General features: G+C 55.1%; 18 protein-coding genes and 1 pseudogene. 3 read left to right on the plus strand and 16 right to left on the minus strand.

Annotated features, from left to right (window positions below):
- The 5 genes from AC3WJN_RS09660 to AC3WJN_RS09680 form a co-directional block, all read right to left on the minus strand.
- Complete coding sequence (locus AC3WJN_RS09660; RefSeq protein ID WP_007786671.1) at window positions 1–813, minus strand: transglutaminase family protein; 813 nt, start codon at window positions 811–813, stop codon at window positions 1–3.
- Window positions 806–5,788: a non-ribosomal peptide synthetase gene (locus tag AC3WJN_RS09665; protein WP_007786673.1), complete on the minus strand. Its 4,983-nt coding sequence runs from the start codon at window positions 5,786–5,788 to the stop codon at window positions 806–808. Before AC3WJN_RS09665 ends, AC3WJN_RS09660 begins: the two co-directional genes overlap by 8 nt.
- Window positions 5,734–9,552 (minus strand): non-ribosomal peptide synthetase, encoded by a 3,819-nt coding sequence (locus AC3WJN_RS09670; RefSeq protein WP_237716696.1) that lies wholly within the window; start codon window positions 9,550–9,552, stop codon window positions 5,734–5,736. The genes AC3WJN_RS09665 and AC3WJN_RS09670 overlap by 55 nt, the downstream gene beginning before the upstream one ends.
- Before the next feature lie 303 nt (window positions 9,553–9,855).
- Window positions 9,856–10,110 (minus strand): hypothetical protein, encoded by a 255-nt coding sequence (locus AC3WJN_RS09675; protein WP_005833632.1) that lies wholly within the window; start codon window positions 10,108–10,110, stop codon window positions 9,856–9,858.
- 21 nt (window positions 10,111–10,131) lie between these two features.
- The gene (locus AC3WJN_RS09680) at window positions 10,132–10,416 is read right to left on the minus strand and encodes a hypothetical protein (RefSeq protein ID WP_005833634.1); all 285 of its coding nucleotides are present in this window, start codon (window positions 10,414–10,416) and stop codon (window positions 10,132–10,134) included.
- Between the two features lie 388 nt (window positions 10,417–10,804).
- Here AC3WJN_RS09680 and AC3WJN_RS09685 point away from each other — a divergent pair, with 388 nt between their 5' ends.
- Complete coding sequence (locus AC3WJN_RS09685) at window positions 10,805–11,176, plus strand: cytochrome P450 family protein (protein ID WP_007786678.1); 372 nt, start codon at window positions 10,805–10,807, stop codon at window positions 11,174–11,176.
- A gap of 331 nt (window positions 11,177–11,507) precedes the next feature.
- On the opposite strand, the gene AC3WJN_RS09690 is transcribed toward AC3WJN_RS09685, so the two are convergent.
- The 8 genes from AC3WJN_RS09690 to pdhA all read right to left on the minus strand — a co-directional run bounded on the left by AC3WJN_RS09690 (window position 11,508) and on the right by pdhA (window position 21,186).
- Entirely contained in the window at window positions 11,508–12,500 is a 993-nt protein-coding gene (locus AC3WJN_RS09690) for an ABC transporter substrate-binding protein (RefSeq protein ID WP_007786684.1), read from the minus strand.
- Window positions 12,501–12,651: 151 nt separating this feature from the next.
- Complete coding sequence (locus AC3WJN_RS09695; RefSeq protein WP_492329259.1) at window positions 12,652–14,289, minus strand: ABC transporter substrate-binding protein; 1,638 nt, start codon at window positions 14,287–14,289, stop codon at window positions 12,652–12,654.
- Window positions 14,290–14,461: 172 nt separating this feature from the next.
- The gene (locus AC3WJN_RS09700) at window positions 14,462–14,719 is read right to left on the minus strand and encodes a hypothetical protein (protein WP_051353883.1); all 258 of its coding nucleotides are present in this window, start codon (window positions 14,717–14,719) and stop codon (window positions 14,462–14,464) included.
- A 70-nt stretch (window positions 14,720–14,789) separates the two neighbouring features.
- The gene (locus tag AC3WJN_RS09705; RefSeq protein ID WP_026557221.1) at window positions 14,790–16,208 is read right to left on the minus strand and encodes an FMN-binding glutamate synthase family protein; all 1,419 of its coding nucleotides are present in this window, start codon (window positions 16,206–16,208) and stop codon (window positions 14,790–14,792) included.
- Window positions 16,209–16,342: 134 nt separating this feature from the next.
- The gene (lpdA, locus tag AC3WJN_RS09710) at window positions 16,343–17,770 is read right to left on the minus strand and encodes a dihydrolipoyl dehydrogenase (RefSeq protein WP_197186566.1); all 1,428 of its coding nucleotides are present in this window, start codon (window positions 17,768–17,770) and stop codon (window positions 16,343–16,345) included.
- Window positions 17,771–19,120, minus strand: coding sequence for a dihydrolipoamide acetyltransferase family protein (locus AC3WJN_RS09715; RefSeq protein ID WP_026557223.1), 1,350 nt, complete (start codon window positions 19,118–19,120; stop codon window positions 17,771–17,773).
- A gap of 18 nt (window positions 19,121–19,138) precedes the next feature.
- A complete protein-coding gene (locus tag AC3WJN_RS09720) occupies window positions 19,139–20,122 on the minus strand; it encodes an alpha-ketoacid dehydrogenase subunit beta (protein ID WP_026557224.1) in 984 nt (327 codons plus the stop codon).
- The gene (gene pdhA, locus AC3WJN_RS09725; RefSeq protein ID WP_005833651.1) at window positions 20,119–21,186 is read right to left on the minus strand and encodes a pyruvate dehydrogenase (acetyl-transferring) E1 component subunit alpha; all 1,068 of its coding nucleotides are present in this window, start codon (window positions 21,184–21,186) and stop codon (window positions 20,119–20,121) included. The genes AC3WJN_RS09720 and pdhA overlap by 4 nt, the downstream gene beginning before the upstream one ends.
- A gap of 188 nt (window positions 21,187–21,374) precedes the next feature.
- Here pdhA and AC3WJN_RS09730 point away from each other — a divergent pair, with 188 nt between their 5' ends.
- Window positions 21,375–22,784 carry a sigma-54 interaction domain-containing protein gene (locus tag AC3WJN_RS09730; protein ID WP_005833653.1) on the plus strand — a complete coding sequence of 470 codons (1,410 nt, stop codon included), beginning with the start codon at window positions 21,375–21,377 and terminating at the stop codon, window positions 22,782–22,784.
- A gap of 60 nt (window positions 22,785–22,844) precedes the next feature.
- A complete protein-coding gene (locus tag AC3WJN_RS09735) occupies window positions 22,845–23,777 on the plus strand; it encodes an aldo/keto reductase (RefSeq protein ID WP_007786701.1) in 933 nt (310 codons plus the stop codon).
- On the opposite strand, the gene AC3WJN_RS09740 is transcribed toward AC3WJN_RS09735, so the two are convergent.
- The 3 genes and pseudogenes from AC3WJN_RS09740 to AC3WJN_RS09750 all read right to left on the minus strand — a co-directional run.
- Window positions 23,747–23,950: a hypothetical protein gene (locus AC3WJN_RS09740; protein WP_007786703.1), complete on the minus strand. Its 204-nt coding sequence runs from the start codon at window positions 23,948–23,950 to the stop codon at window positions 23,747–23,749. The genes AC3WJN_RS09735 and AC3WJN_RS09740 overlap by 31 nt on opposite strands.
- Window positions 23,951–24,023: 73 nt before the next feature.
- Entirely contained in the window at window positions 24,024–24,482 is a 459-nt protein-coding gene (locus AC3WJN_RS09745; protein ID WP_005833659.1) for a GreA/GreB family elongation factor, read from the minus strand.
- 159 nt (window positions 24,483–24,641) lie between these two features.
- Window positions 24,642–26,453: pseudogene (locus AC3WJN_RS09750) on the minus strand (putative bifunctional diguanylate cyclase/phosphodiesterase); the annotation flags it as partial.
- Window positions 26,454–26,596 lie beyond the last annotated feature (143 nt).

Below are 26,596 nucleotides of genomic sequence, written 5' to 3' on the forward strand. Positions count from 1 at the left end.
CTATCCTTTGAAATGCAGGAAGTCATGCTCGGAAAACAACGCTTGCAGTTGTGCGTAATTTTCATCGGGGTCTTGCAAATAGAGAGCAATCTCATCGAGCAGTTGCAGTTCTTCCCAGTCCAGGTCGTCCATCTCTTTTTGGCAAAGCGGAGGATAGTCCCAGTAGCCCAGCTCGTTTCCGAGAACGGCGTTTAAGTCGTAGCACAGGTTGTTGCGGATGTAGTGCATGCCCCACGATTTTTTCACCCCGAAAAGCTGTGGGTTGATTTCTTTGTCCCGAGCCATCAGCCATGCATCGCCCGCCAGCAGGAACTCGTCGCCGCAAATGTCAACAAGCTCCCAATCGGGGTCGACCCGAATCCACCGTTTTTCGGCTTGTTCCCACACTTCGCAAATCCAGTGATCGATGTATTTTTGGCCGTTCTCGGACAAATAGCTGGCGAATCCGACGCGGCTGCGCACCGGGATGCCCCGGGAGCGCAGCATGGAAATGAGCAGTAACGAATGGAAGCGGCAAGAAATGAGCAGCCGCTCGCTTGGCAGGCGGTCGTAGGTGAGGCCGTCTGCGTTGCGTTCGACCAGCGCGTCGAGCATGTCTGCGACCGTGTAAAATTTCTCGTCTTCATTTCGCGTATAGTCGGTCAGCGCATGCCTCACTTTTTTTATCATCGTGGGATGGATCAATTGGCACTTGATTAATCGGCACAGCTCTGGCAGGCCTTGGGGCAACTCGTAAAAGAGATAGCCGTATTCGCCGGGATCGGTGTTGGGAGTAAACGTCGTATAAAATTGCAGCAGTTCGGCTTTAGTCACTTTCGGAGTTCCTCCTTCTTTTGGCGTTTCTTTGCTTGATCCGTTCTCTTCCCTGGTTGCGGGCGTTGATCGTCTCCTCCTGCCCTTCGTCTGGCAGGTCGTGGTTGTCCGCTGTCAAATACGCGGCAAGCGCGTTGATGTTGGCGTGCTCAAACATGGCAAGAATCGGGATTTCCCTGGCAAACACGTCTTTCAGCCTGCTGTGAATCATTCCGATCTGCAGCGAATGAATGCCCAGCTCAAAAAAGTTGTCGAACACGCCCACATGGTCCATCTGCAAAACCTCCTGGAACAGAGCGACGATTCGCGCCTCCGCTTCATTGCGCGGGGCGACGTATGCCGTTCCGTTACCCGCGCCAGTCGGCTTTTGCTTCAACAGGGCTTGTACATCTACTTTTCCGTTGGCCGTCAGCGGCAGTTGCCCCACGACGATAAAATGATACGGTATCATGTAATCCGGCAAGGCTTTGGCCAGCCTTGTCCTGATCTCGCTGACAAAACGGTCCCGCTCTTGCGGTTCGTTTTCCGGCACGAGATACGCATACAACCGCTTGTCTGTATCGCCCGCCACCAGTACAACCGCATTTCGCACCGTCTCGATTTGCAGCAGCCGCGCTTCTATCTCTCCTAATTCAATTCTATATCCACCAATTTTTACCTGCTGATCCTTTCTGCCCAAAAATTCCATCTGCCCGTGGCGGTGCAGTACGCCGTAATCCCCAGTCCTGTAGATGTACCCGAGCTGCGGATGGTGGACAAAGGATCGCGCGGTCTTCTCATCGTCATGCAAATAGCCGTCCGCAACGCCGCGTCCTCCGATGTACAGCTCGCCCGGTACGGCAATCGGGCAAAGCTCTCTCTGCGAGTTGAGCACGTAAAACTGCTGGTTGGCTAATGGCTTCCCGTAAAAAATGCTTTTCCAATCAGCGCCTACCTCTTCAATCGGATAGTAAATCGACCAGATCGACGCCTCGGTAGCGCCGCCCAGGCTGATGACTTCAGCCGCAGGGAAGCGCTCGCGGATCGCATGCGGCAGCGTAAGCGGAATCCAGTCACCACTCAGCATGACCAGGCGAAGCTGCTCATCTTTCTGCTCGCCGCCCCGCTCGTTTTTTTCCGCGACCACGCGATCCATAATCGCCGGGACGGAGTTCCAGATCGTAATGTTTTTCGCTGTAATCGTCTCGGCAAGCTCGGTCATGTTCTTTTGGTCCTTGACCAGCACGAGCGTCGCCCCTGCGGCAAACGCGCCAAAAATGTCGTAGACGGACAAATCGAAGCAGAGCGACGATACGCCCAGCAGGCGATCCCGGGCGGTAACCTGAAACTTTTGATTGATATCCTGAATCGTATTGCATGCGGCTTCGTGCCGAATCATGACTCCTTTTGGATTGCCCGTGCTTCCCGAGGTGTAGATCACGTAGGCGAGCTGCTCCGGCTGCACCGCGACAGCCTCGCGCTTTTCCGCAGCACGCTCCAGCCCGTTTCGCTCGTAAAAGTCAGGCGCTATGACGAGCTTGCATTGACTGTGCTCGCGGATGTAGTCGACGCGCTCCGCCGGATAGTCGGGATCAATCGGCACGTAAGCTGCGCCGCTTTTTAAAATCGCTAACAAATAGACGAAGGTAGTTATTTCCCGTTTGGCAATGACGCCAATCAAGTCTCTCGGACCGACGCCGCAGTCCTGCAAGAAGCTGGCGACTTTATTGGCGCGCTCGTTCAGCGCCTGGTACGTGATCTGCTGCTCGCCATCCTCAATCGCGACGGCAAAAGGCGTTTGCGCCACCGTTTCCTCAAACAGCCCGTGCAGCGTTTTGCTCGGAATCTCCACGGCCGTATCGTTGTACGCATCAATCGCGGCTCGGTCACTGGCGGACACCGCTGGCAGCTCCAACTCGGCCTCGTCGTTCAAAATCGTATCAATCCGGGCCAGGTACTGGGCAAACATCGTGTCAATCACGACAGGGTCGAACAACTCGCTGATGTAGTCCCAGTTGATGACGATGTTCCCGTCGAGCAGCGCCACCTGATTGTCCAAATAAACTTGCGAAGTTTGCGTGATCCCTTTTGTATCGTTCTCCTGTTCCGATATGCGCTGCTCGTCGTCTGCCGCTTGCTGCTGGACAACATCTTCGTTTTCAAACAAGGCGCTCGTAAATACGATCGGCATCAACGCTTTGTTGCCCAGTTCCCGCTGCTTGCCGATTTCTCGCATCACATCAATCCCGTCAAAATGACGGTGCGCCAAAGCTTCCATCAGCGCTTGCTGTACGTTGCCCGCCTTCTGCCAAAACGTATCCGCCGGACCTAGCCGCACCTCGACCAGCACAACAGAGGTAAAGTCGCCGACGAGCTTTTCCACATCCGGGTGCAGCGGCAGCCGATTGAACAAGGTCAAGTTGAGACTAAAGGCGAGCTGATTGCTCCAGTTCGCCAGCACTTCCGCATACGCCGCGCACAACACGGCCGAAGGGGTCAAATTGCGCTTCTGGGCGGCCTTTTTCAAGGCAGGCCAGCTTTGTTTGGCGTATCGCTTCGACTTTCTTTGAAAGTACGGGTTTTGGACGCGGGACGGCTGCACCAGCAACGGAATTTCCGGGGCCAGCGGAAAATCGGGCAGCTTCGCCAGCCAATATTCCTTGTCTTGCTGATACAGCTTGCTGTTTTTCAGCCGCTCATAGCCGATCATATAATCCCGGAAGGAAATCGCTAGATCGTCCAGCTCGTCCGTCTTGCCTGCGTAAAGCGCTTGCAGCTCTTTCCCTAAAATTTCCATGCTGTACGCATCCATTATGAGCAGATCGAAGCTGATGGCCAATAAACTTTTCTGCTCCGTCAAGCGAAACGCTTTGATTTCAAAAAGCGGCCATTGCTCCGGACGGAACGTCGCGTGGGACATCCGCTCCCGTTCGTTTGCGATGATCGCAGCCTGCTCATCCGCTTCGCATCCTTGCAAATCGCGAATTTCGATTGCGTACTCGGGGATCTCGGCCAAAATCTGCTGGCGGGCATCCGGCAAAAAAATCGTGCGCAGCGCGGGGTGCCTGCGAATCAACACATTCAAGCAATCGTTCAGGCGCGGGATATCGAGTGTAGTGACAACCTCCTGATACGAGTGCGTCGAGACTCCGCCCAGCTCGAAGCGGCTGCTTCTGCCCAAATAATAGGCCATTTGCACATTCGTTAACGGAAACGGTTCATGCAACCGGCTTGGCTCCGGTGTCAGCGCTGGCAAGTCCGCCTCGCGCTCTTCCTGGATCGCGGCGCGAATCCATCCCGCAATCGCCTCGATCGTTTGCAGTTCAATAAAGTCTTTAAACGGCATGGCGCATGAAAAATGGCGGTTGATTTCATACACGAGCTGCATCACCTGAATCGAGTTTCCGCCCAACTCAAAAAACTTGCCGCGAACGCTTATCGACTCGCGCCGCAATCCTTTGCGCCAAATGTCATACAGCTTCGCTTCCACCTCGTCGCCCGGGCCGACCAGCTCCTGGTGCGCTTCTGCCACCTCGGTTACGGCAGGCAGCGACTTCCGGTCGATTTTGCCGTTGATGGTGAGCGGAATTTGCGCAAGCCGCATGAAAAATGGCGGGATCATATATTCCGGCAGTTGTTTGCGCAAATAATCGCGCAACTCCTGGTTCGGTACGGCATCTGCCGAAGTATAGTAAGCGACAAGCAAAGGTTCGCGCAAAGCGTCCTGCTGGACATGCACCACCGCTTTTTCGATGGCGGGATGGGCCTCGAGCTGGTTTTCGATTTCGCTTTGCTCGATCCGGTAGCCGCGTATTTTCACCTGAAAATCGGTTCGTCCCAAATATTCGAGCAAGCCTTCGCGCGTCCACCTCGCCATGTCTCCGGTCGCGTACATTTTTTCGCCAGGCCGAAACGGGTTGTCGATAAACTTCTCGCTTGTCAGCTCCGGTTTGTGCAAATACCCGCGGGCCAAGCCGTGCCCGCCGATATACAGCAGGCCAGGGACGCCGACAGGCTGCGGCACCAGCTCCTGATCGAGCACGTAGACCTGGGTATTTTTCAGTGGTCTGCCGATGGCGACAGGCTCGCTGTCTGTCACTTGCTGAAGCGTGGACCAAATGGTCGTTTCGGTCGGACCGTACAGGTTGTACACCCGTCCCGCCGGCAACAGTCGCACGGCTTCGTCTGCCAGCGCTTGCGGCAACGCTTCGCCGCCGATCAGCAAGTAGCGCAAGCGGCTCAACTGCCCGGCCAACTCCGGCTCCGCGAGCAACAGCTTCAAGCGCGACGGCGTCGTTTGCAGCACGGTAATTTCCTCGCGCCGGACCAGGCTTGCCAGCATGCGCACATCTCGCTGGCAGTCCTCATCGGCAATGACCACCTGCTGCCCCGCCAACAGCGGCAAGATGCTCTCCAGCCAGAAAATATCGAAAGAAATGGTCGTCAACGACAAAAACTTTTCTTTTTCGCCAAAAGACAGCACTTCCGTCATGCCGAAAAGGAAATTCAGCAAGGCGCGGTGCTCGATCAAAATTCCTTTGGGAAATCCGGTCGTGCCCGAGGTGTACATGCAGTACGCCACATCGGTGCTGCTGTTTTGCAAAGGCAGCCTTGCTTGAGGCTGCGCCGATATGCGCGAATCGCGCATGTCAACAACTTGCCGCTCGCCTGCTGCCTCTACGGTTGTATTGGTCAAAACGACCTGGACACGGCTGTCGTCCAGCATGTAGGCGATCCGGTTGGCTGGCAAGCCCGGATCGACAGGCAAGTACGCGGCGCCTGCTTTTCCGATCGCCAATAGTCCGGCGATCATGTCACACGAACGGGTGGCAATGAGGGCGACGACCTGGTCCGGTCCGACGCCATGCGACTTGAGCGCATGGGCGAGCTGGTTGGCCCGCGCATCCAGTTCGCGGTACGTCATGGTTTGCTGTTGGAACGTCACCGCAGGCTCGTCCGCGTGCTTGTCGGCGATCGCTGCAAAACGCTCATGCACCAGCAACTGCTGCGGATATTCCCCTGCCGTCTGATTGAACCCGGTGACGAGCAGCGCAAGCTCCGCGGCATCGAGCAAGGAAAGCTGGCTCCCACGCTTTGCCCAGAGCGCTCCAACGCCTCCGCCCATTTTTGATACGAATGCGTCTTCAAAGGAAGCGCGGCGTCTTGTCCGAGGCAGCTTTGCTTGAGCAGCGCGTTCAAATCTTCCAGGATGATGCGCCAGGACACGCCATCGACTGCGAGATGATGGGCAGACAGCAGCAAAGTGCGTGTGCTCCCCAACTGAATCAGGCACGCTTTCAGCAAAAGGTCGCGGGACAAGTCCGTGCGCTCCGCCAGCTCGTGCGCCGCTTGCTCCAGCCTGCCGTAGCGCTCGGCAGGGGCAACGCCTGTCAAGTCGCGCTGTTCGAGTTTGAAGCGGGCCAGCAGGTGGTCATTGTTGTAAAACAGCTCGCCGCGCGCGTCGACGTTCATCCGCAAGCTGTCGTGGTGCTCCACGAGCTTGAACAGCGCTCTTTCCAGCATGTCTGCCGTGATCGCCGGACTGATTTCCACGAAGACGGTCTGATGATAATGCTGCGGCTTGGGGAATGCTTGGGCAAAAAACCACGCTGCAATCGGCGTAGGCAAAATGCTGCCCTCAGCCAGCCCCTGCTCGACAACGGTTGGCTCTACTGCTTCCACAAGCTGCGCCATCTCTTCCATGACAGGGTGGGACAGCATCTCTTTGACTTTGATCCAGTAGCCTTTGGCGCTCAGCTTGGAAGCAATCTGAATTGCTTTGATCGAGTCTCCGCCCATATGGTAAAAGTTGTGCTTCCGGCCGATCTGCCGAACGCCGAGGACTTCTGCCACGGTCTGGATGAACTGCTGCTCTTTCTCGCTCGAATAAGCGGCATATTCGCTATGTTCTGTACTCGGCAAAGGGATTTTTGCCAAGGAGCGCGCATCGACTTTGCCGTTTGCTGTGAGCGGAATTTCCTTTACCTCTACAAAATATTGCGGGACAAGGTAATCCGGCAACTGCCGCCCCAACTGCTGCTTCCAGTCCAAAATGTCGATCTCGCCCGCCGCGACGTAATACGCACACAGCATTGCGGGTTGCTGCTTGTCTTCCCGCACGAGGACAACCGCCTCTTTTACGAGCGGGTGCTGAAGCAACCCGTTTTCGATTTCTCCCAATTCGACCCGGTAGCCCCTGATCTTGACTTGCTGGTCGCTCCTGCCCAAATACTCCAGCTTGCCATCCGGCAAAAATCGGCCGAGGTCTCCCGTCTTGTACATCCGCTCGCCAGGCGCGAACGGGTTGTCGATAAACTTTTCGCGGGTCAGCTCTTCCTTGTGAAAATACCCTCTCGCCACCCCGTCGCCGGCAATGTACACTTCCCCGACGGCGCAGGTCGGGACAGGAGCCAGGTGCCTGTCCAGTACGTAAATGCGGACGTTGTCGGCCGGCTTGCCAATGGGCACAGCCGCTCGCGTGTCCGTCGCGGGATCATAAGCGTGAATCATGCACCCGACTACCGTCTCGGTCGGCCCGTATTCGTTGAAAATTTCGATGTTGCCGCCGAAGCTGTCATAGATGCCTTTGGCGAGGCTGGCCTTCAAATTTTCCCCGCCGACGATGAATCGTTTCACCGAGCAATTCCGGTTGTCCCGATCCAGCAGCAGCGACAAATGCGCAGGCGTAAGCTTGACAACTGTCGCGCGGTTCTCGCGCATGATGCGGAACAGCACGTACTCGTCTTCTTTGTGGCTGTAGACCAAAATCGTTCCGCCGCTAATGAGCGGGGTAAAGACGGACGTAATCGTCAAGTCGAACGCCAACGACGAATAGAGCGGGAACACTTCGTCGTCCTGCTTGACATACATTTTTTTGGCCCAGCAAATATAGTTGACCAGCCCGCGATGCTCGATCATCGTGCCTTTGGGCTTTCCGGTAGAGCCGGATGTATAAATCAGGTAGACCAAGTCTTGAGGCTCGCTCTCCGCCTGCAGGTTGGACGATGCATACGCTGTACAGTCGACGTCCGGCAGGCGGATGACTTGTCCGTTGAAGTCCCACTCGTCCGCTGTGTCCACATTCGTCAGCAAAAGCCTGGTGCCGGAGTTTTGCAGCAGGTAGCGAATCCGCTCGGCAGGATTGTCAGGGTCGATGGGCATGAACGCTCCGCCCGCTTTTCCGATGCCGAGCAGCCCGACCACCGTTTCCAGCGAATGCGTGGTCAAAAGGCCTACAATCGTTTCCCGCCCGACTCCTTGCTCGCGCAAATATCTGGCAAGCTGATTGGCTTTTTCATTCAGTTGGCGGTAGGTCAAAGTCGCTTCGCCATGCTGCACCGCGAGCTTGTCCGGCGTTTTGGCTGCCTGCGCTTCGAACAGTTGGTAGATCGTCTGGTCGCGCGGATAAAACGCATCGGTTCGGTTATACGCCTCCACCAGTTTTTGCCGCTCATCCGCGAAAAAAAGCGTCAACCGCCTGATCGGCTCGTCGGGCTTGTCCACGATTTTCCCGGCCAGGGCAGTCAGGCGAGCGAACAAATCGCGGATTTGCTCCGCTGTGTAGTCGTTCGTTTTGTAGTCAAAGCTGATGCTGATGCGACCGGAATCGGACCATTCCTTGATGACCAGTTGCATGGAGTAAATCTGCTGCCCGCTGTAAAACTCGACATTCTCGACCGCGTAGCCGTCCCACGTTGTATCGAGCGCTGTGTTGTAGTAATTGACGCACACATCAAACAGTTGGTGGTGGCCCTTTTTCTTCAGCTCCACATCCTGGATCAGCAAGTCATACGGATAGCGTTGATGGAAAAAGCAATCCCGCAGCTCCCGGTTGACCTGTCCGATCATGTCCGCAACCGAGCAGCTATCGTCGACCAAAAACCGAAACGGCATCGTGCTCGTAAACATGCCAAACATGCTTTTTTGCTGCTTGCCAGACCGATTGAGCACCGGCGTGCCAATCACGAGATCCGCGCGCCCGGTGAACTTGTGGACATACAGCAAATACACCGCGACAAAAACGGTGTTCAACGACCAGTTGTTCGCGTTGGCCCACTCTTTTACCCGGGTGGACAGCTCGGCGCTCCATTCATACGTGAGGCGGTTTCCCGGCAGCGTGTCTGAGCTTTTTTCCAGATGCGAGTCGGGCAAGTCGCGGAATTTCTCCTTCCAAAACATCCGGTTTTTGCAGAAGCGATCCGACGAAAGGTACTCCCGCTCGTGCTCGATGTACGCCAAGTAGCTTGGAGCAGGCTCTTCGTCTGCTGCCTCTGTGCGCACGAGCTTGTCGTACCGTTCGCGAATCTCGTCGGTCATGATGTTGATCGACCATCCATCGGCGATCAGATGATGGAACTTGGCCAGGTAGCCATGCTCGCGGTCCGAGAGGCGAAACAGGGCAAAATAAAAAAGCCTTTCGTTTTCGATGACGAACGGCTTTCTCGCTTCCGCCTGCACCCAGTTGGCAAAGTCGTGCTGCGGCTCTGTGCCAGTTGAGAAATCTAGGCAGTCCAATGGGAAAGGTTCATACGGACTCACGTATTGCTGCGGCTCGCCCTTCCGGTTCAAAACGCGCAGTCGCAACGCTTCATGTCTGCCGATAAACAGATGAACAGCTTTTTCAAGCGCAGGCAGTTGCACAGGGCCTTTTATGATGACAGTTCCGCCAATGTTGTGCAACGGAGTGTCGGGATAAATTTGCTCGATTGACCAGATTCTTTTTTGCGGATGAGTCAGTGGGTAGCAGTTGATTGGCTCCATGGCTAGCGATTCCTCCATTATCTTGGAAACCTCTTTCTCTTTCGGGTCTTTTCTTTTGCTTTTGGATGGCAAAAACACAAAAAAACGGCAAAGCTTCGCCCCTTCATGTATCCGTCAGCCGATACACTCCAGTGCGCTTTGCCGTATGACCCCTTCATTCCTCTAAAGTGCCTAAGCTTCAATAGATTCACTCAGGTTGTTGTGCTATTAGATTCAAACGGGGCTTTTACGAGCGGCTCATCGTCCCTTGCTGCTCATGATCGCATCTTTTTTGCTTACGTCCGTGCTTCCTTTAGCAAAATTTTAATTCATCCGTCCGTCGATTTCAATCTTTTTCCACTTTTTTATAGAAATGACAAACTCGTGACCGCTTCCCTCATCGCGCTTTCGTCGATCGGGAAAGGGCAACATGGCAGCAGCCGCCACGCCGAGCGCCATCAGGGAAAAGACGATGCGGGCCGGGCCAGAATGCCGCCGGGCGAGCAGGCCGCCATCCGTGCGGCCGCACCTCTTCGTTCTCGAAGCAGCAGCTCCGGGATGAACCGACAATGAGTTCACCCGCAGCCGCTCCTTTTTCGTCTACTCCAGGATAGAGACGCGCTGCCCCAATGCGTTCAGGCCCGTGTACGTCCTCGTATCAAACTGCTCGACGCACAGCACCTCCGAGACCATCAGCGGCTGCTCGCGCACAAGCTCTTGCATTTGCGAATCGCTGTAAAATTCATACGCGTAACGGTGGAGAAGCCGTATGCGCCAAATTTTTTGTCCTTCTGCGGAAGTGAAAAACTGTTGCAGATGCGGGCACAGCCCCTTTTCGGACGCGAAGACTTGTTGGCAAGTCAGACAAGTATATTCCACGTTCATTCCCCCTGGCGAAAGCATTTTTCCTCCATAAAAACGGCTCCCACACGCATGCGCAAGGCAAATACGGGGAGCCTTCAGTGGACTGATCGGCGTGGGTGAATATCGGTATGTGATACTTACAAGTGTAAATTAAATAAAACATATCGGTCAAGTTGGTATTTAGCCCAATTGCTTTCTGTCCGCGCTTTTTTTGCCGCAGACCGCGCGTGAAAATCTCAAGCCCCTGACTCCCGTTCCTCTTTTAAATAGAAAAAGCTGGATGGGCATGCTATTACAGGATTAGCGGCCGGAGGAACCTCCCTTCCATGCTTGTCGGGGAGCCTTCTCCGCATCCCTTTCCTTTTCATGCGCCATTTTACAAACCAATCATTCAAAAGGAGGTATATAGATGGAAAATACGGTATATCCACCGTCTGAGATCACGAATTTTAAAACGAAATCCGAACATTTTTTTCCTGTAGCGTGGTATAAGAAAATGCTTGAGCAGCATCCGGTTTACTACCACGCGGGCACGAACACTTGGAATGTTTTCCGCTACGAAGACGTGAAACGGGTGCTGACCGACTACGCCTTATTTTCGAGTGTTCGCGAGCGTACCCTTGTCAATGTCGGAGCTGGCACAAAGGAAGGGACGTTTCCAGAACGCCTGAACATCCATGACAGCGACCCGCCCGAACACCGCAAGGCGCGCTCTTTGTTTTCGGCCGCTTTCACGCCGAGAAGCCTAAAAACGTGGGAGCCGCGGGTGGAACAGTCGTGAATGAGTTAATTCGCGAGATGGAAACGAAAACAGAAGTCGATATTGTCCAAGATTTTACAACCCCGCTGCCAATCATCATCATGGCGGCCGAGCAGGTCGTACTCGTACAAGACGACGGTGGTGTCCGGATAGGCGCGGGTAGTCAGGCGGCCGAAAGAGTCAGTATATCAACATGCGCAACGCTTGCCTGCGCTAAAAATTTGGATAGACTGGGAGCGGCCTTCACAGAGAGGAAGTTTTTGCAGGCAAAAAATAAACAGCAAAAAGCCGCCAGAACACAGCAGTGTCTGACGGCTTCCGGAACAAGAGGAACGTTTTTCTATCGCAATGCTTATTTATTCGCTTTCGCACCGAGCAGCTTCTCGGTCGCGTCTTCCAGAATCAAGCGGTTCGCAATCGGGCCGAAACCTTGGAACCACAGATCGTAGTCTACTTCGTACACGCGGTTGTTTTTCACAGCGTCCAGCCCTTTCCATACAGCGGTTTCCCGCAAGGACGACACGCGGTCTCCGCCTTCGTGCAGCAGGAAAATATGGTCCGGGTTGACCTCTGGCAGCTTTTCAATCGAGAGTGGCTGAAAGCTCTTGGCCGCATCCGGAATATTCGCCGGCTTGGCCAGTCCGAGGTCGTCGTACAGCACCTCGAACAGCTTCGGACTGTAGTAGCGCAGCTCTTTATCGGTGACGCGCAGGAACATGACGGTCTGGTCGGCCATCGCCGCTTTAAGCTGGGCGTGGTACTTCTCCACTTCTGCGTCGTATTCCGCGATCTTTTTCTTGGCGATTTCTTCTTTTTTCAGCATCTTCGCCAGACGCAAATACGTCTCGCGCATTTTTCGCACGCCTTTGTCATCTTCAACCGGCTCGATGAAAATCGTCGGGGCGATTTTGGACAGTTGCTCGTTCAACTCGCCGAAGTTTTGGTTGCCGATGATTAAATCCGGGCTGCTCTGCACGATCAGCTCCAGGTTCGGCTTCGGAATTTGCCAGCCCAGGTTGACCGAATCTTTCAGTCCGTCTTTCAAATACCAGGTGAACTCGGTGGAGTTGGGGCCTGAGCTTGGCGAAGCCGATGGTGTGATCTCCATCGAAAGCAAAAAGTCACTGATCCATGGATGAAGCGACAATATTTTTTGCGGGTCGCCTTTGACGACCGTTTTGCCCATATCGTGCTCGATCGTCTGCTCCTGGGCAGGTGCCGGGGCTGGCGCTACTCCCGCCTGCGCTCCCTGCTGAGCGGGACTAGTTCCGCAGCCCGCTGCGGTCAGCGCAAACAGGCAGAGCGCCCCGGAAATTACTTTTTTAAACGGTTGAAAGGATATCATGACTGAACCTCCGCGTTGTTATTGATAATCATTTTCACTTTAGTGATTATAGAGTAAGCCGCTGACCTGGCACAATTGACAAAATCTTGTTCCTATATGGACAAAATCTTGCGGCCGTCCATGAAAAAAAGCCACTTGCTGACGAAGCGGCTTACATAACAGAGACCTCCCATTGCTTGCTCCCGGCCAGATGGCTGATGGCGACGTCGATGGACAGGCTGTGCTTGATCGGAGCGTGACCGTTCAGCCAACTCTCCACCTCGTACACCTGATGTTTCTGCACCGCCCGCAATCCGGACCACGCCTTGGTCGCCTGGAGGGCCTTGATCTGTTCTTTGCTCGGATTGGAATTGTTCGTCGACAAAAAAATGTGGTCGGGATTCATCGCCTGGATTTGTTCGAGTGTCACACAGACGTAATGCGTTTTAATCGAAATCCCCGCCGGAGGTGTCAACCGCAAATCTTCGTACAGCACCTTGCCGAGTTGCCTTCTGCCGCCGTACACCCGGTATTCGTTGCAAGTCACGGTGAGAATCATGACGGACTCGTCACGGGCTTTGGACAAGGACAAGAGCGCCTTCGCCTGATTTACCTTTTGCTCGTATCGCCGCATCCAGTGCTTCCCTTCTTCTCCTTTGCCGAAAAAACGAGCCAGTTCCAGCAAGAGGCTTTGCCAGTCATCCCGCAAAATGATCGGGATGGTCGGGGCGATTTTTTTCACCGACTCCAGATTGATGTGGAACCAGTTCGAGCCGAGAATCAATCCGGGCTGGGCCTCTGCCAGCTCGTCCATGTCCGGCTTGTTCCAGCTTCCCGTCAGCTTTGTCTCGCTCAACTCGCGAGCCAGATAAGGCAAGTAGCCATCCACCTGGTCATTCCCGCCGTAGGGCAGCGTCGCAAACGGCTTGACCCCAAGCGCCAGCAAGTAATCGTTCAAATGCGGCAGCAGCGTGACGATCTTGTCCGTCTGGCTCTGTTTTCGATAGGCGGACGGTGTGACGCCGACTGTTCGCTTGAAAATGCGGCTGAAATAGAGCGGGTCTTTGAAGCCAACCTGCCGGGCGACGAGCTCAATCGGTTGGCTCGCCTTCAATTTTCGCTGCGCCTGGGCCATTCGCAGTTGTGTCACATAGTCAAGCGGGTTCAGTCCGACATGCTTTTTGAACACGCTGGAAAAATTCGAGGCGCTGATGCCGTGCATCTGTGCGACTTCCTTTAAAGAAATGTCCTCCTGATAATGCTGCTGCACATAAAGCAGCACTTTTTCAATCGCTTCCCGCGTCCCGCCTGTTTCTTCCGTTGTCAGCGGATCGGAGGCGGCGAGGTACATGATTTCCTGGAACAAAATCGACTGCTTCCACTTGGCGAGCGGCTCCTCTGTTTCCGCAAGCTGCTCCATTTGCTCCAGCAACTGCGCAAAACGGGCGGCAGCCTGGGCAGACAGCGCGTGATGGCCCGGGGAAAAGACAGCCTTTGCTTTTTTTGACTGTGCTGGCGTGTCGCTCGCCACGGTATATGTAAACGAAAAATCGTAGAGAGACAGCGGCTTGCAGGAGCGGCCCTCCACCTCTACGCAGCAATCCGGGGCGAGCAGCACGATTTTTCCCGGCTTTAACAGGAGCGGGTCGCCGTCCACGCGCAAGATCCCCTCCCCTTCCTGGACGTAGAGCAGATGGTGCCCATCCTTCCATACGGGAGGATGCTCCTGCTGCAAACCGTATTGCTGCCGCTCCACTCGCTGTAAAACGAAAAACGTCTCTTTTGCGCATTCTAACGGATGTAAAAACACTCGGATGATTCTCCCTTTTGCGAATGAATGTAATTGATAATCATTATCATTATATAGCATGATCGCTTTGCGCAAAAGCCTGAACGATAACGAGCTAACAAAAAGCCCTATTCAGGCTTCCGGCTTTTGCCGGACCTCTTGAATAGGGGGTAAACGATCCATCAGAAATCGCTTATGATTTGTCGCCTTTTGCCATGAACAGCGGGAGCGCCAAATACAAACCGTAGGCGAAAGCCATCCAGATCGTAAAGGCGAGCAACTGCTCATTGGAAAGCTTTGCAAAAAATACATCGCGGTTCCACAGTGCGAACGCATCGAGAACCAACCCGACTGCGCTCCCGATAATCCCCAGCTTGACTAACGCATACGGGCTGGAATCCAGCTTACGGAAGATCACGAATACGAGATACAAAGCCGCGCCTGTTGCCACTTCCAACCCCAAAAACGACAGAAGGAAGCTTTGCTCGTACGGGTTAACCGATCGTGTCTTGTTTTTGCCTTCATGACGGACTGTGCGGGATGCGCGGGGTGTACGCGAGCGGGATGTTTGTGACTTTGCTGGTCATGCTGTCGAGAGCGATCAAATCGTCGACGCCTACCTCGCGAACGGATGTCTTGCCCAATGCGAGAGTGGCAATCCGCATTTCATCGACAAACGCGCAAAAAAAATGCTCCAAATACTTGGCCGCCTCCTGCTCGTCAAACTCTTTTTGAGAGTGCCCGCCATAAAACAGGAGCTGGGTGGGCGGCTCCCACGGAATGGCCTTCGTGACCTGATCGTGCGCCATCCCCCAGAGCATGGCCGTGCCCAAATAGACGCCATCCACCCCCAGGGCCAGCGCTTTCAGGCAATGGCTTGGCGTATAGTACCCACCTCCGCTCAGCAGCGTAATTTTGTCCTTGACGCCGCGTTTTTGCAAGTAGCGGACCGCTCTTGACACCGCGTAGATCGTCGGCAAGCCGAAGTCGTCCTGCAAGATCGGCGCGCTGCCCTTGTAGCCGCCTTGGCCCCCGTCCATACTGATAAAATCGACGCCAGCCATGATCGCCACTTCCAGATCGGCTTCCATGTTCGCGCTGGCACACATCTTGACCCCAATCGGCACACCCTCTGTCAACTCGCGGAGCTGGTCGACGAGCTTGCGAAGACCGTCTGGCTTCTGCACCTCTTTATGCCGGGAAGGGATGACGATGTACTCCTGGTCTGACAGATGCATGACTTGGCTGGCCTTGCCACGAAGATCACGATGCGGGATAAAAGTGGCAGCTCCGGCGGTAGCGCCTTGGCCGATCCGGATTTCTATCGCGTCGGCTTGCTTGAGAATCTCCGGACTCTTTGTCCATGTCGCGGAATGATATTGATAGATCAAATATTTTGCGATTTCTCTTTCTTCGGGTAAGAAACCGCCTTCTCCCGTATTCGTGACGGTGCCGACCGCAGCCGTCCCTTTGGCAATGGCGATCTTGGTTTTATCCGTCACGCCAACGCCAAAGCCGATCCCGCCAGCCAACAGCGGAATCTCCAGCGTCAACGGTTTTTTGGCCATCGGCCCGATGGTGAGGCGCATATCGACCTCGGCATTTTCAGGCGCAGGAAGCACCGACAATTGCGCGGGGGAAAACAGGAGACCGTCGTAATTCAAAAATTTTCGCGGCGTGCCGAACGGCCTGTCAATCGCGGTGCCCTCCGCAGCGCGCAAGCTGTTTTCCAGCACCTTTTGGGGAGAGACGCGCGTCAGCGCCGAGACGATTTCCCATATGTTTTCCGGATAGCGGTCGTTCATCACGATTTTGGCGAAGTGGCCGACCGCCCAGCGCACGAATCCGCGCGAAAAGCAAAACGCTACGGTCGCGAGCAACACGATCGCCAGAAATGACCCGATACTTGCTCCGATCCAAATCGTCACCCAGTCTCCCATCGTGCCCTCTCCTTTTTTGCAGCCGAACGTGCCGTTTCCTACTTAGTTTGGTTTCATGCAGGAAAAGATATACTTTCGGGCAGACAAGAAAAAACCCCCTTTCGCGTTCCATTCGCGAGCAAGGAGGTTTTCGCTCATTTTTTGTTGACGATGTGGATGGCGTGTCCGAGGGCGGCTTCCGCTGCTTCCAGCCACACCTCGCTCAAGGTCGGGTGCGGGTGGATGGTGAGCGCCAAATCCTCGACTCTGGCAGCAAGCTCCAGAGCCAGCGCACCTTCTCCGATGAGGTTCGGTGCATCCGCGCCGACTACGTGCATGCCCACTAGCAGGTGCGTGTCTTCCTCGACGACCACTTCTGCGAAGCCGTCACGCTCGTCGATCACCAAAGCTTTGCCGTTCGCCCGATACGGAAACGACGCCGTTCTGACCCGATAGCCCTGCTCCTTTGCTTCTTCTGGCGTCAGGCCGACACCGGCGATTGGCGGGTCGGTAAAAATGACGTAAGGGACATACGGCGAGTCCACGCTGCTTGGCAAGCCCGCGATGACTTCGGCGGCCACGATGCCTTGCTTCGAGGCGCGGTGCGCCAGTGCAGGCCCGGGTGTCACATCGCCAATGGCAAAAATGTGCGGCTGGTTGGTGCGGCACTCGGCATTGACGGGAATGTAGCCTTTTTCATCGATCACGACTCCGGCTTGCCCCAACCCGATATCCCCCGTGTTCGGCACCCGGCCAATCGTCACCAATGCTTTGTCCACCGTAAGCTCTTCGCGTCCGTGCGGCTCAGAGAGGACGGCAAGTGTCACCTGGTCACCGCTACGCGAGATTTCCTCGACTTTTGTCGCCGTCTTCACGCTTATCCCCAGCTTTTTCGCCTGCTTCCGCACTTCCTGCGTCAAGTGGGGAGCCGTCTGCGGCAAAATGCCTGGTGCTGCCTCTACGACCGTCACGCTCGTTCCCAGCTTGGCAAGCGCCATGCCCAGCTCCATCCCGATATAGCCGCCGCCAATGATCGCAAGCGACTTCGGCAGTTCGTGCAGGTTCAACAAGTCCGTGGAATCCAGAATACGCTCATGGTCCGGCGCCAAAGCCTTCGGCGCAAAAGGGCGGGAGCCTGTGGCAATGATCGCCTGGCGGAACTTGTACGTCTCAAAATCGCCTCCAGTCTCGACTCCGATCCGGTCGGCAGAAAGAAACGTGGCGGAGCCTTTGACTACCGTCACTCCGTTTGCCTGGCAAAGCTGCTCTACCCCCTGGCTCAATTGCGCAACTACGGACTCTTTCCACGCTTGCCAGTCCGGCATGTGAAACGCCGCGCTTCCGTCCGGCAGCCTGATCCCCAGCTTGCCCAGCCCGGCCAGCTTATGGTACTCGCCTGCGGCATGAATCAACGCTTTGGAGGGAATGCAGCCCCGGTTGAGGCACACGCCGCCCAACACCTCTTTTTCCACCAGGACGACCGATTGGCCCAACTGGCCGAGGCGAATGGCCGCCGCATAGCCGCCAGGGCCCCCTCCGATGACGACAACGTCTGTTTCGATTGCGATTTCCCCAACTACCATTTAGACCATCTCCGCGAACAATAGATTCGGATCTTCGAGCAGCTCCTTGATCCGGTTGGTAAAGCGCACTGCCGTCACTCCGTCGATCAGCCGGTGGTCAAAGGACAGCGATATGTTCATCATTTGCCGGATCACGCCTTCCTCTTCGCGCACGACCCAGCGCTTTTCCATTTTGTGCAGGGCCAAAATCGCAACCTCCGGATGGTTGATGATCGGCGTCGCTTGCAGGCCGCCGATCGGCCCCACATTGCTGATCGTAAACGTCCCGCCTGTAATCTGCTCAAGCGTCAGCTTGCCTTGGCGAGCAAGCTCAGCCAGTTGTTTGATCTCCGCTGCCAGTTGAAAAATGGATTTGCGGTCTGCGTCCCGGATAACAGGCACGATCAGCCCGTCCGGCGTATCGGTTGCAATCCCGATATGATAAAAGCGCTTTAGCAAAATTTCGTTGGTAGCATCGTCAATGGAAGCGTTCATGACCGGATATTCCTTCAGCGCGATCACCAGCGCCTTGATGAAAAACGGCAAAAACGTCAGCTTGAGCTGCTTTTTCTCGGCATGCGGTTTCAGCCGCTCCCGCAGCGCCTGAAGCTGATCCATTTCCAGCTCGTCGACAGAGGTGACGTGCGGAATGACCGTCACGGATTTCACCATGTGCTCGGAGATTTTTTTGCGGATGCCTTTCAGCGGCAGACGTTCGATCAGGTGATCGCCCACGCCCACGGGCAAGGCCGACGCCTGGGAGGCCGCTTGCTTTTGCACGGGCTTTTCCTGTTCTGCCGTCTTGCTAACGGCTGCTGGCGTCACTGGACGCGCAGGCTCCGCCGGCTCGTTCACGGGAGCTGCGGCAAAAGCAGTCGCCGATACTTCTTGCAGCGCGCGCTTTTGCCCGGCGCTGGCAAACTGGCGCAAATCTTCTTCGGTGACGCGTCCGGCTGGCCCCGTGCCGCTCACCTGTTCAATGTCGATTTTCATTTCTCGCGCCAACTGCCGCACGTACGGCGTCGCCAAGGAACGGCGCGCCCCTTGACGAGCCGGAACCGTAGCGGTCGATTGCTTTTCCGGTGCAGATACAGGCGTAACAGTCGGCTTCGCTTCCGTGCCCTCTCCGCTTGCTGCCCCTGTGTCGATCACCAGCAGTACCGTTCCCACCTCGACCGTGTCGCCCTCGGCAATGCGAATTTCCTGGACGACCCCGGTTGCCGGAGCGGACAGCTCTGCGCTGACTTTGTCCGTCTGTACCTCAATGACAGGCTGGTCCTGGACGACTGCTTCGCCCGGGCGAACCAGCACCTTGAGGATTTCCCCTTCATGCATGCCTTCTCCCACATCCGGGAGTTTGAACTCCACCATGTTCCTCGCTCCTTTACGCTAAAACGTAAGCGTTTCCACTATGCCGCTCATGACGCGCGCGGGCGTCGGCAAATAATCGTCCTCGATGCTGAACTGCGGGACAGGCACGTCAAAGCCCGTAATCCGCTTCACGGGAGCCTTCAAATAAATCAGCGCCTCATCGTTAATGATCGAGATGATTTCCGCTCCCATCCCTGCGGTCTTGTGCGCCTCGTGGACGACGACGGCGCGCCCGGTCTTTTTGATCGACTGGACAATCGCGTCGCGGTCGAGCGGGTAGATCGTGCGCAAGTCCACGACCTCACAGCTCGCTCCCTGCTCACGCTCAATCCGCTTCGCCGCTTCCTCGGCTACGCGCAGCATCGCTCCCCAGGCAAAAATCGAAATATCCGTGCCTTCGCGCACCACTTTTGCTTTCCCGATAGGCACGCGGTACATCTCTTCGGGGACTTCTTCCTTGAAAGCCCGATACAGCTTGGTCGGCTCCAAAAAGATGACCGGGTCCGGGTCTTCCATCGCGGCGATCAGCAAGCCTTTTGCGTCATAGGGCGTGCTCGGCGCCACTACCTTCAGCCCTGGCACGTGGGCAAAAAACGTCTCGACGCTCTCCGAGTGCAGCTCCGGCCCGCGAATGCCTGCGCCGTATGGCGTGCGAATGACCATCGGCACATGGTACTGGCCGCGAGTCCGGTAACGCATCCGCGCTGCATGGGACACGATCTGCTCGAAGCCGGGATAAATAAAGGCCAGAAACTGAATCTCGACGACCGGAATCAGCCCGTTCATGGCAAGCCCGATGGCCGCCCCGATCATGCCCGCCTCGGACAGCGGCGTGTCGACGACGCGAGTGGCCCCGTATTTGTGAATCAAGTCTTCGGTCGCGCGAAAAACCCCTCCGTTCACGCCGATGTCTTCGCCGAGCAGCATGACGCGCGAATCTTCTGCCATCTTTTGATCCATGGCTTCCGTAATTGCCTGAATCATCGTCAGTTTGCGAATCATGCCGGGATGTCCTCCTTCTTCGCTGGCTTCGCAAGCTCGCCTTCCTGCTCGACTGCCATCCAGGTCGGCTCTGCGTACACGTGCTTGAACATGTCTTCCGGCCGGGATTTCGGATAGCTCTCCGCTTCCGCCAGTGCCGCGTCAATCTGCTCGTTTGCCCGGGCGATCAGCTCCGCTTCCTTGGCGTCGTTCCACAGCCCGCGCCGGACGAGGAACGTGCGCAGCCGCTGGATCGGATCGCGCTCGCTTCTCCACTCCTTTGCCAGTTTTTCCTGATCGCGGTACTTTTTCGGATCGTCTGCGGTCGTGTGGGCGCCGTAGCGGAATGTCACCGCTTCGATCAAGGTTGGCCCTTGCCCGTTCAAAGCCCGCTCCACCGCTTCTTGCATCGTCAGCCAGACGGCGAAAATATCGTTGCCGTCGATGCGCACGCCGGGAATGTCATAGGCGGCTGCGCGCTGGGCAATCGTTTTCGAAGCAGATTGCTGGGAAAACGGCACGCTGATCGCATAGCCGTTGTTTTGACAGAAAAAAATCGTCGGCGTCTGGAACACCCCGGCAAAGTTGAGCGCTTCATGGAAATCGCCCTCCGACGTCGCCCCATCGCCAAAGTAGGCCAGGCTGACGTGCTGCTCGTTTTGCAGCTTGCTCGCCCACGCCGTGCCAACCGCGTGAACCATCTGTGTCGCAATCGGCACGCATGGCGGCATGATGTTCAAGCCTTTCGGGCTGATGCTGCCCTCCATATGGCCCATCCAGTACAAAAACACGCGCGCCATCGACTGTCCATGCACAATCGCCGCTGCGTGATCGCGGTAAGTGGGAAACAGCCAATCCCCGGGCTTGAGCGCCAGCGCGCTTCCGACCTGCGAAGCCTCCTGCCCTTCAAACGGCGCGTACGTCCCCATCCGCCCCTGGCGCTGCAAATGGATCGACTTGCGGTCGAACAAACGCACCCGCACCATCTGTTCATACATGTTTATCATCATGGACTCATCCAGTCGCCCGTCAATCGCCGCTGTCAGCTCTCCCGCAGGAGTCAATACCTGATATAATGAAGACATGAAAACATCCCTCGCTTTCTCCATCGTTCACCATAACGTATGAGCAAGTTGCGTGCCAAGCGAATGAAAGCGGTTTCTTTACAACGAATGTACTTGATGATTCATTTTGCATATGCATTTTTGCGCACGGATGCTCAATTCTGATTATTTTGCAAACAAGCAACAAGCCATGCCCAAGGAGGAACACCATGTATCAGACCAAATTTTTCCAGGGAAGCGACAATACCGAGCTCGTCCAGTTGATTATGACCATTTTCAAAACTTCCCACGACGGTCTGGCGATCTGCGACCGCAACGGCTATGTGCTCCTGTACAACGACGCCTATTTGAGCATTACCGGGATTCCTGCTGATATCCTGAACAACTTCAGTTATATTGAACAAAAAGAAATGCACATGGTTCCGGATTCCTCCGCCGCCAGAGCGATCGCGACAAAGCAGACGCATAGCGTCGTCATCCATTACGCCAACGGCCGGACGGCGATCAATACCGCGACGCCGCTGCTCGATCCAAACGGGGAGCTGCTGTTTGTCGTCGGCAACGTCCGCGATATTACCGAGCTGAACAAGCTACAGCAGGAGCTGGAGGAAACGCGCCAGATCAATTCTTCGTTTCAACGCGCGCTAGAGCAGATCCAAAACGACATCGACTCGGGCGGCCAGATCATCTACCGCAGCAGCATGATGCACCGGATCGTCTCGCTGGCGAATCGCTTTGCGGCCAACGATTCGCCGATTTTGCTGCTTGGCGAGTCCGGCGTCGGCAAAGACGTTTTGGCGAACTACATTCACGCACAGAGCGGACGCTCGGGCGAGTTTATCAAAATCAACTGCGGGGCGATCCCCGACCATCTGCTGGAGTCGGAATTGTTCGGCTACGAAAAAGGCGCGTTCACCGGAGCCAGCCAGGCGAAGGAAGGACTGTTTGAGCTGGCGCACAGCGGCACGGTCTTCCTCGACGAAGTCGGCGATTTGCCGTTTCCGTTGCAGGTCAAGCTGCTGAACGTTTTGCAGGACGGCAAAATCAGGCGGCTGGGCGGAAAAACGTCGCGCCAGGTGAACATGCGGATCATCGCGGCGACCAACAGCGACCTGGAAGCGATGGTCGAGCAGAAGCAGTTTCGCCAGGACTTGTACTACCGGCTGAACGTGCTGTCGCTGACCATCCCGCCCTTGCGCGAACGCCGGGAAGATATTCCCGCTCTCGTTTTCTACTATTTAAAAAAGCTGGAGTGGAAATACCAGCAGGAAATGCGCCTCGAAACCGACGCGCTGGAAGCGCTCGTCGATTACGACTGGCCAGGGAACGTCCGCGAGCTGAAAAACGTCGTGGAGCGCTCCTACCACATGTGCGAAAATGGACGCATCACGTACGATCAGCTTCCCGCCTCGATTCGCAATTCGCAGCATAGCGCGCTCCCGCTGCATCTGGCTAAAATGGAGCAACCGCTTGCGCTCAAGGAAGCGGTCGAACGGTTTGAGCGGGAATACATCCAGCGCGTATTGAAAGAAACGAGCACGATGCAGGAATGCGCGGACAAGCTCGGGGTGAATATCTCGACGCTCGTGCGCAAAAAACGCGGGCTTGGAATCAAATAGCGGTAGGGACAACGATCGCGATTGCCGAAAGTATTACGGAGCGAAAAATTGGATGGGGGAATGAACGTGAAGGTTTATCCGATCAAAAACACCGAGTTGCACGCTTCCAACATGATTATGGGCAATATGCGCCTGACCCAGCTTTCCCTGGCAGAAGCGGAAAACTTGATCCGTACAGCGCTCGAAGAAGGGATCAATTTTTTCGACCATGCGGATATATACGGACAAGGCCGCTGCGAGGCGCATTTTGCCGACGCTATCCAGATGAACCCGGCGATTCGCGAGAAAATGATTTTGCAGAGCAAATGCGGCATTCGCTCCAAGGAAAACTACTACGACTTTTCCAAGGAGCATATTCTCGCCTCGGTCGACGGCATATTGAAACGGTTGAAAACGGACTATCTGGATATTCTGCTCCTCCATCGCCCGGACCCGTTGATGGAGCCAGAGGAAGTCGCGGAAGCTTTTCAGCAGTTGCAGGACCAGGGCAAGGTCAACTATTTCGGGGTGTCCAACCAGAACCCCGCGCAAATCGCGCTCTTGCAAAAGTACATACCGCAAAAGCTCGTGGTCAACCAAATCCAGTTCAGTATCGCGCACACACCCTTGATCGATTCCGGCATCTCCCTGAACATGAAAACAGACCAATCGCTCAACCGCGACAGTAGCATTCTGGAATACTGCCGTCTGCACGACATTACGATGCAGGCGTGGTCGCCTTTCCAGCACGGCATGTTCAGCGGCCCGTTTCTCGGCGACCTGATTCATTTCCCGGAGCTGAACAAGGTGATCGACAGCATCGCGGAAAAGTACGAGGTGACGAACACCGCCATCGCTGTCGCGTGGATTACCCGCCATCCCGCCAATATTCAAGTGGTGCTCGGGACGACCAATGCGCAACGGCTCAAGGACGCTTGCAAAGGGGCAGACCTGAGCTTGACCCGGGAAGAATGGTACCGCATCTACAAAGCGGCGGGCAACCTGATTCCATAAAGGGATGATGTGGGAGTCACTTGCCACAGTGTGCTCTGATGCTCGATCAGCGGAGCGATTTTCTCGTAGGCGCGCGCTGCCATCAGCGCAGGCAGCTCGGTTCCTCGCCCGTATGCGGTCGTCAACCGTTGCCAAGGGATGTGTACGCCATCGAGCTGGTCGTATCCTGTCATTTTGCTCTCCTCCTTTTGCCTGGAAAAGAAAAGACACTAACCGAACCGTTAGCGCCTTTTCCCTTCATCATGACTACTGAGCTGAAAAACCGCCCATATATGTAAAGCTTATCTCCCGCACTTGCACCTGCTGCCTGCCGACCGGGCTCTCCAGAACAACAAAATCGTGTGGAGCGGCCAGCAGCAACTGTCTGCCGATGGGCGACAAGAATGAGATTCTGTTGTTATCTGGATCAATGTCTGTGGGGTACACCACAGTGAATGATTCCTCAAAGCCATCCTCTTCAAATAGCACCTTCACGCTGCTGCCAAGCAAAGTCACTGACTTGAGCGACTCAAACAGCGCACTGTCGTCTTTGGCGAGCAGTTGTTCCAGCGTCTGCTTGTAGCGCTGGATCATGTCGTCAACCGTCTGTTTTTCTTTTCCGTAATCCCGGACATAATGATCGAAAAAGAGCGAATATTGCTCATCGAAAAAGACAAGCTGGTTAATCAGATGCTTTCGCGTGCCTTGCAAAATACTAGGGTTCATAATAAATGTCACCCCCCAGTTGTTTTTCATAGACGAGTTTGATGAACGCCATGTTTTTCATCGAAAAAACCTCCTTAGAAAAATAGCCCCCGAAGGGACTCTCTTTATTGTAGCAGGAATTACAAAATGATTCCATTCTATGCATCGGCTGTCAATCTCTTAGGAGAGCTGGGACAGTCTGTAAGGGACAAAAAAAGTTTCCTCTACTTCGGTTGCTGGCAACGGTCGGCTGAAGTAATAGCCCTGAATTTCCTTGCAGGCGTTTTCCGTCAAAAAGTCCAGTTGGCCTTGTGTTTCGATTCCTTCCGCGATCACGTCCATGTTCAAATGCTTCGCCATCGAGATGATCGTCGCCACGATAGCCTGGTCGCTCGCATTTCGCGTGATGTCGGTAATGAAGGAGCGGTCAATTTTCAGCTTATGAATGGGCAACAGCTTGAGGTAACTCAACGAGCTGTATCCGGTACCAAAATCGTCGAGACTGATTTTCACCCCAAAATCGTTCAGCTTGTTGAGAATTTCCGTGGACAAATCCGGGTCCATCATCATGCTCTCCGTAATTTCCAGCTCCAAATATTTCGCTTCCAGCCCCGTTTCTTCCAGGATGTCGCGAATGTATTCGACCAGGTTCGCCTGGTGGAACTGCCGCGAAGACAAGTTGACGGAGACGGGAATGAGCGGCCCGCCTGCATCATGCCATTCTTTCATTTGCCGGCAAGCTTCCCTCAGCGTCCATGTGCCGATGTCGTAGATGAGTCCTGTTTCCTCCGCCAACGGAATAAAAATGCCCGGCGAGAGCATGCCCTTTGTCGGGTGGTTCCAGCGGACAAGCGCTTCGACCCCGATGATTTCATTGCTGAGCGCCTGCACCTGCGGCTGGTAGAACAGCGTAAACTCATTTTCCTTGACTGCCTTGCGCAAGTCGCTTTCCAGCTCAAAGCGCAGCAGCAGTTGGTTGTCCAGCTCGTTGGTGAAAAACTGGTAGCCGTTCTTGCCGTTTTTCTTCACCTCGTACATCGCCGTGTCGGCATTTTTCAGCAATTCCTCCACAGTTGTGCCGTGATCGGGATAGATGGCAATGCCGATGCTCGCCGAGACGTAATAGTCGTTGCTCTGCAGACGGTACGGAATCTCAATCTCCTTGACGACCTGCTCGGACAGCTCCGAAAAATCCCGGTCGGAGGACACGTTTTTGCAAATCAGCGTAAATTCGTCTCCCCCCATCCGCGCGATCATGACGTCGAATCCTTCGGTGCTTTTGCGAATGCGGTCGCTCACCTCTTGCAAAAAGCGATCTCCGTACGTGTGTCCAAGCGAATCGTTAATCAATTTAAACCGATCAATATCCAGCACCAGCACAGCAAAACGGGAGTTGTCCTCCCTGCTTATCTCAATCGTCTCCTGCAACGTTACATGCAGCTTCCTCCGGTTGGGCAAGCCCTTCAAATCGTCGTGAAGCGCCTGGTATTCGATAATCGCTTTCGCCCGTTGCTCCTCCATCCGCGTCTGATGCTCGTACGCTTCCAAAACCAACTGCTGTTCGAGGCTGAGCAGCTTGGTGACAGCCTGTGCCAGACCGGAGCAGTCCGGGTGAGTGCCTTGCAAACTATCGACGATGCGCAGCAAGGTGCTGAGCAGATTTTGAAACGAGCCCATATACCACTTCGAGGGCAACCCGATTTTTTGGTGCACCATGGCAATTCGCATCCGTTTTTCAACAAAAGCCTCATCAATACGGCCGTCGAACATCTCAATCAAATGGCTGGACAACGTTTGCCGCAGACGATTGACCGTCGTATGGCTCGTAATAATCTCTTTTAATGAATCGACGTGCAGGATCGCTTCGTAGAACGAGGCGGTGATTTGCTCAATTTGCTCCACGACGACAGGACGAAGCCCTGCAATCAGCTCCAGGTCTTTTTGCGTCAAATTAATCATGTTCAATTGAGCCAAAACTTCTGGGTTACCTTTTGAGACTCCCACGGCTAAAGCCGCAAGCCTTCCACCTTGCGGTGTACGGGTGGGATTCTTGAATGACTAAGCGTTCGCAGTCCATTTCTGTTTTGAACAGCCTTCAAGATGAGGGCATCTCATTGCCCCTCCTAAGACAGTGC

This window comes from Brevibacillus sp. FW306-2-1A-C05A (genome assembly GCF_058781555.1).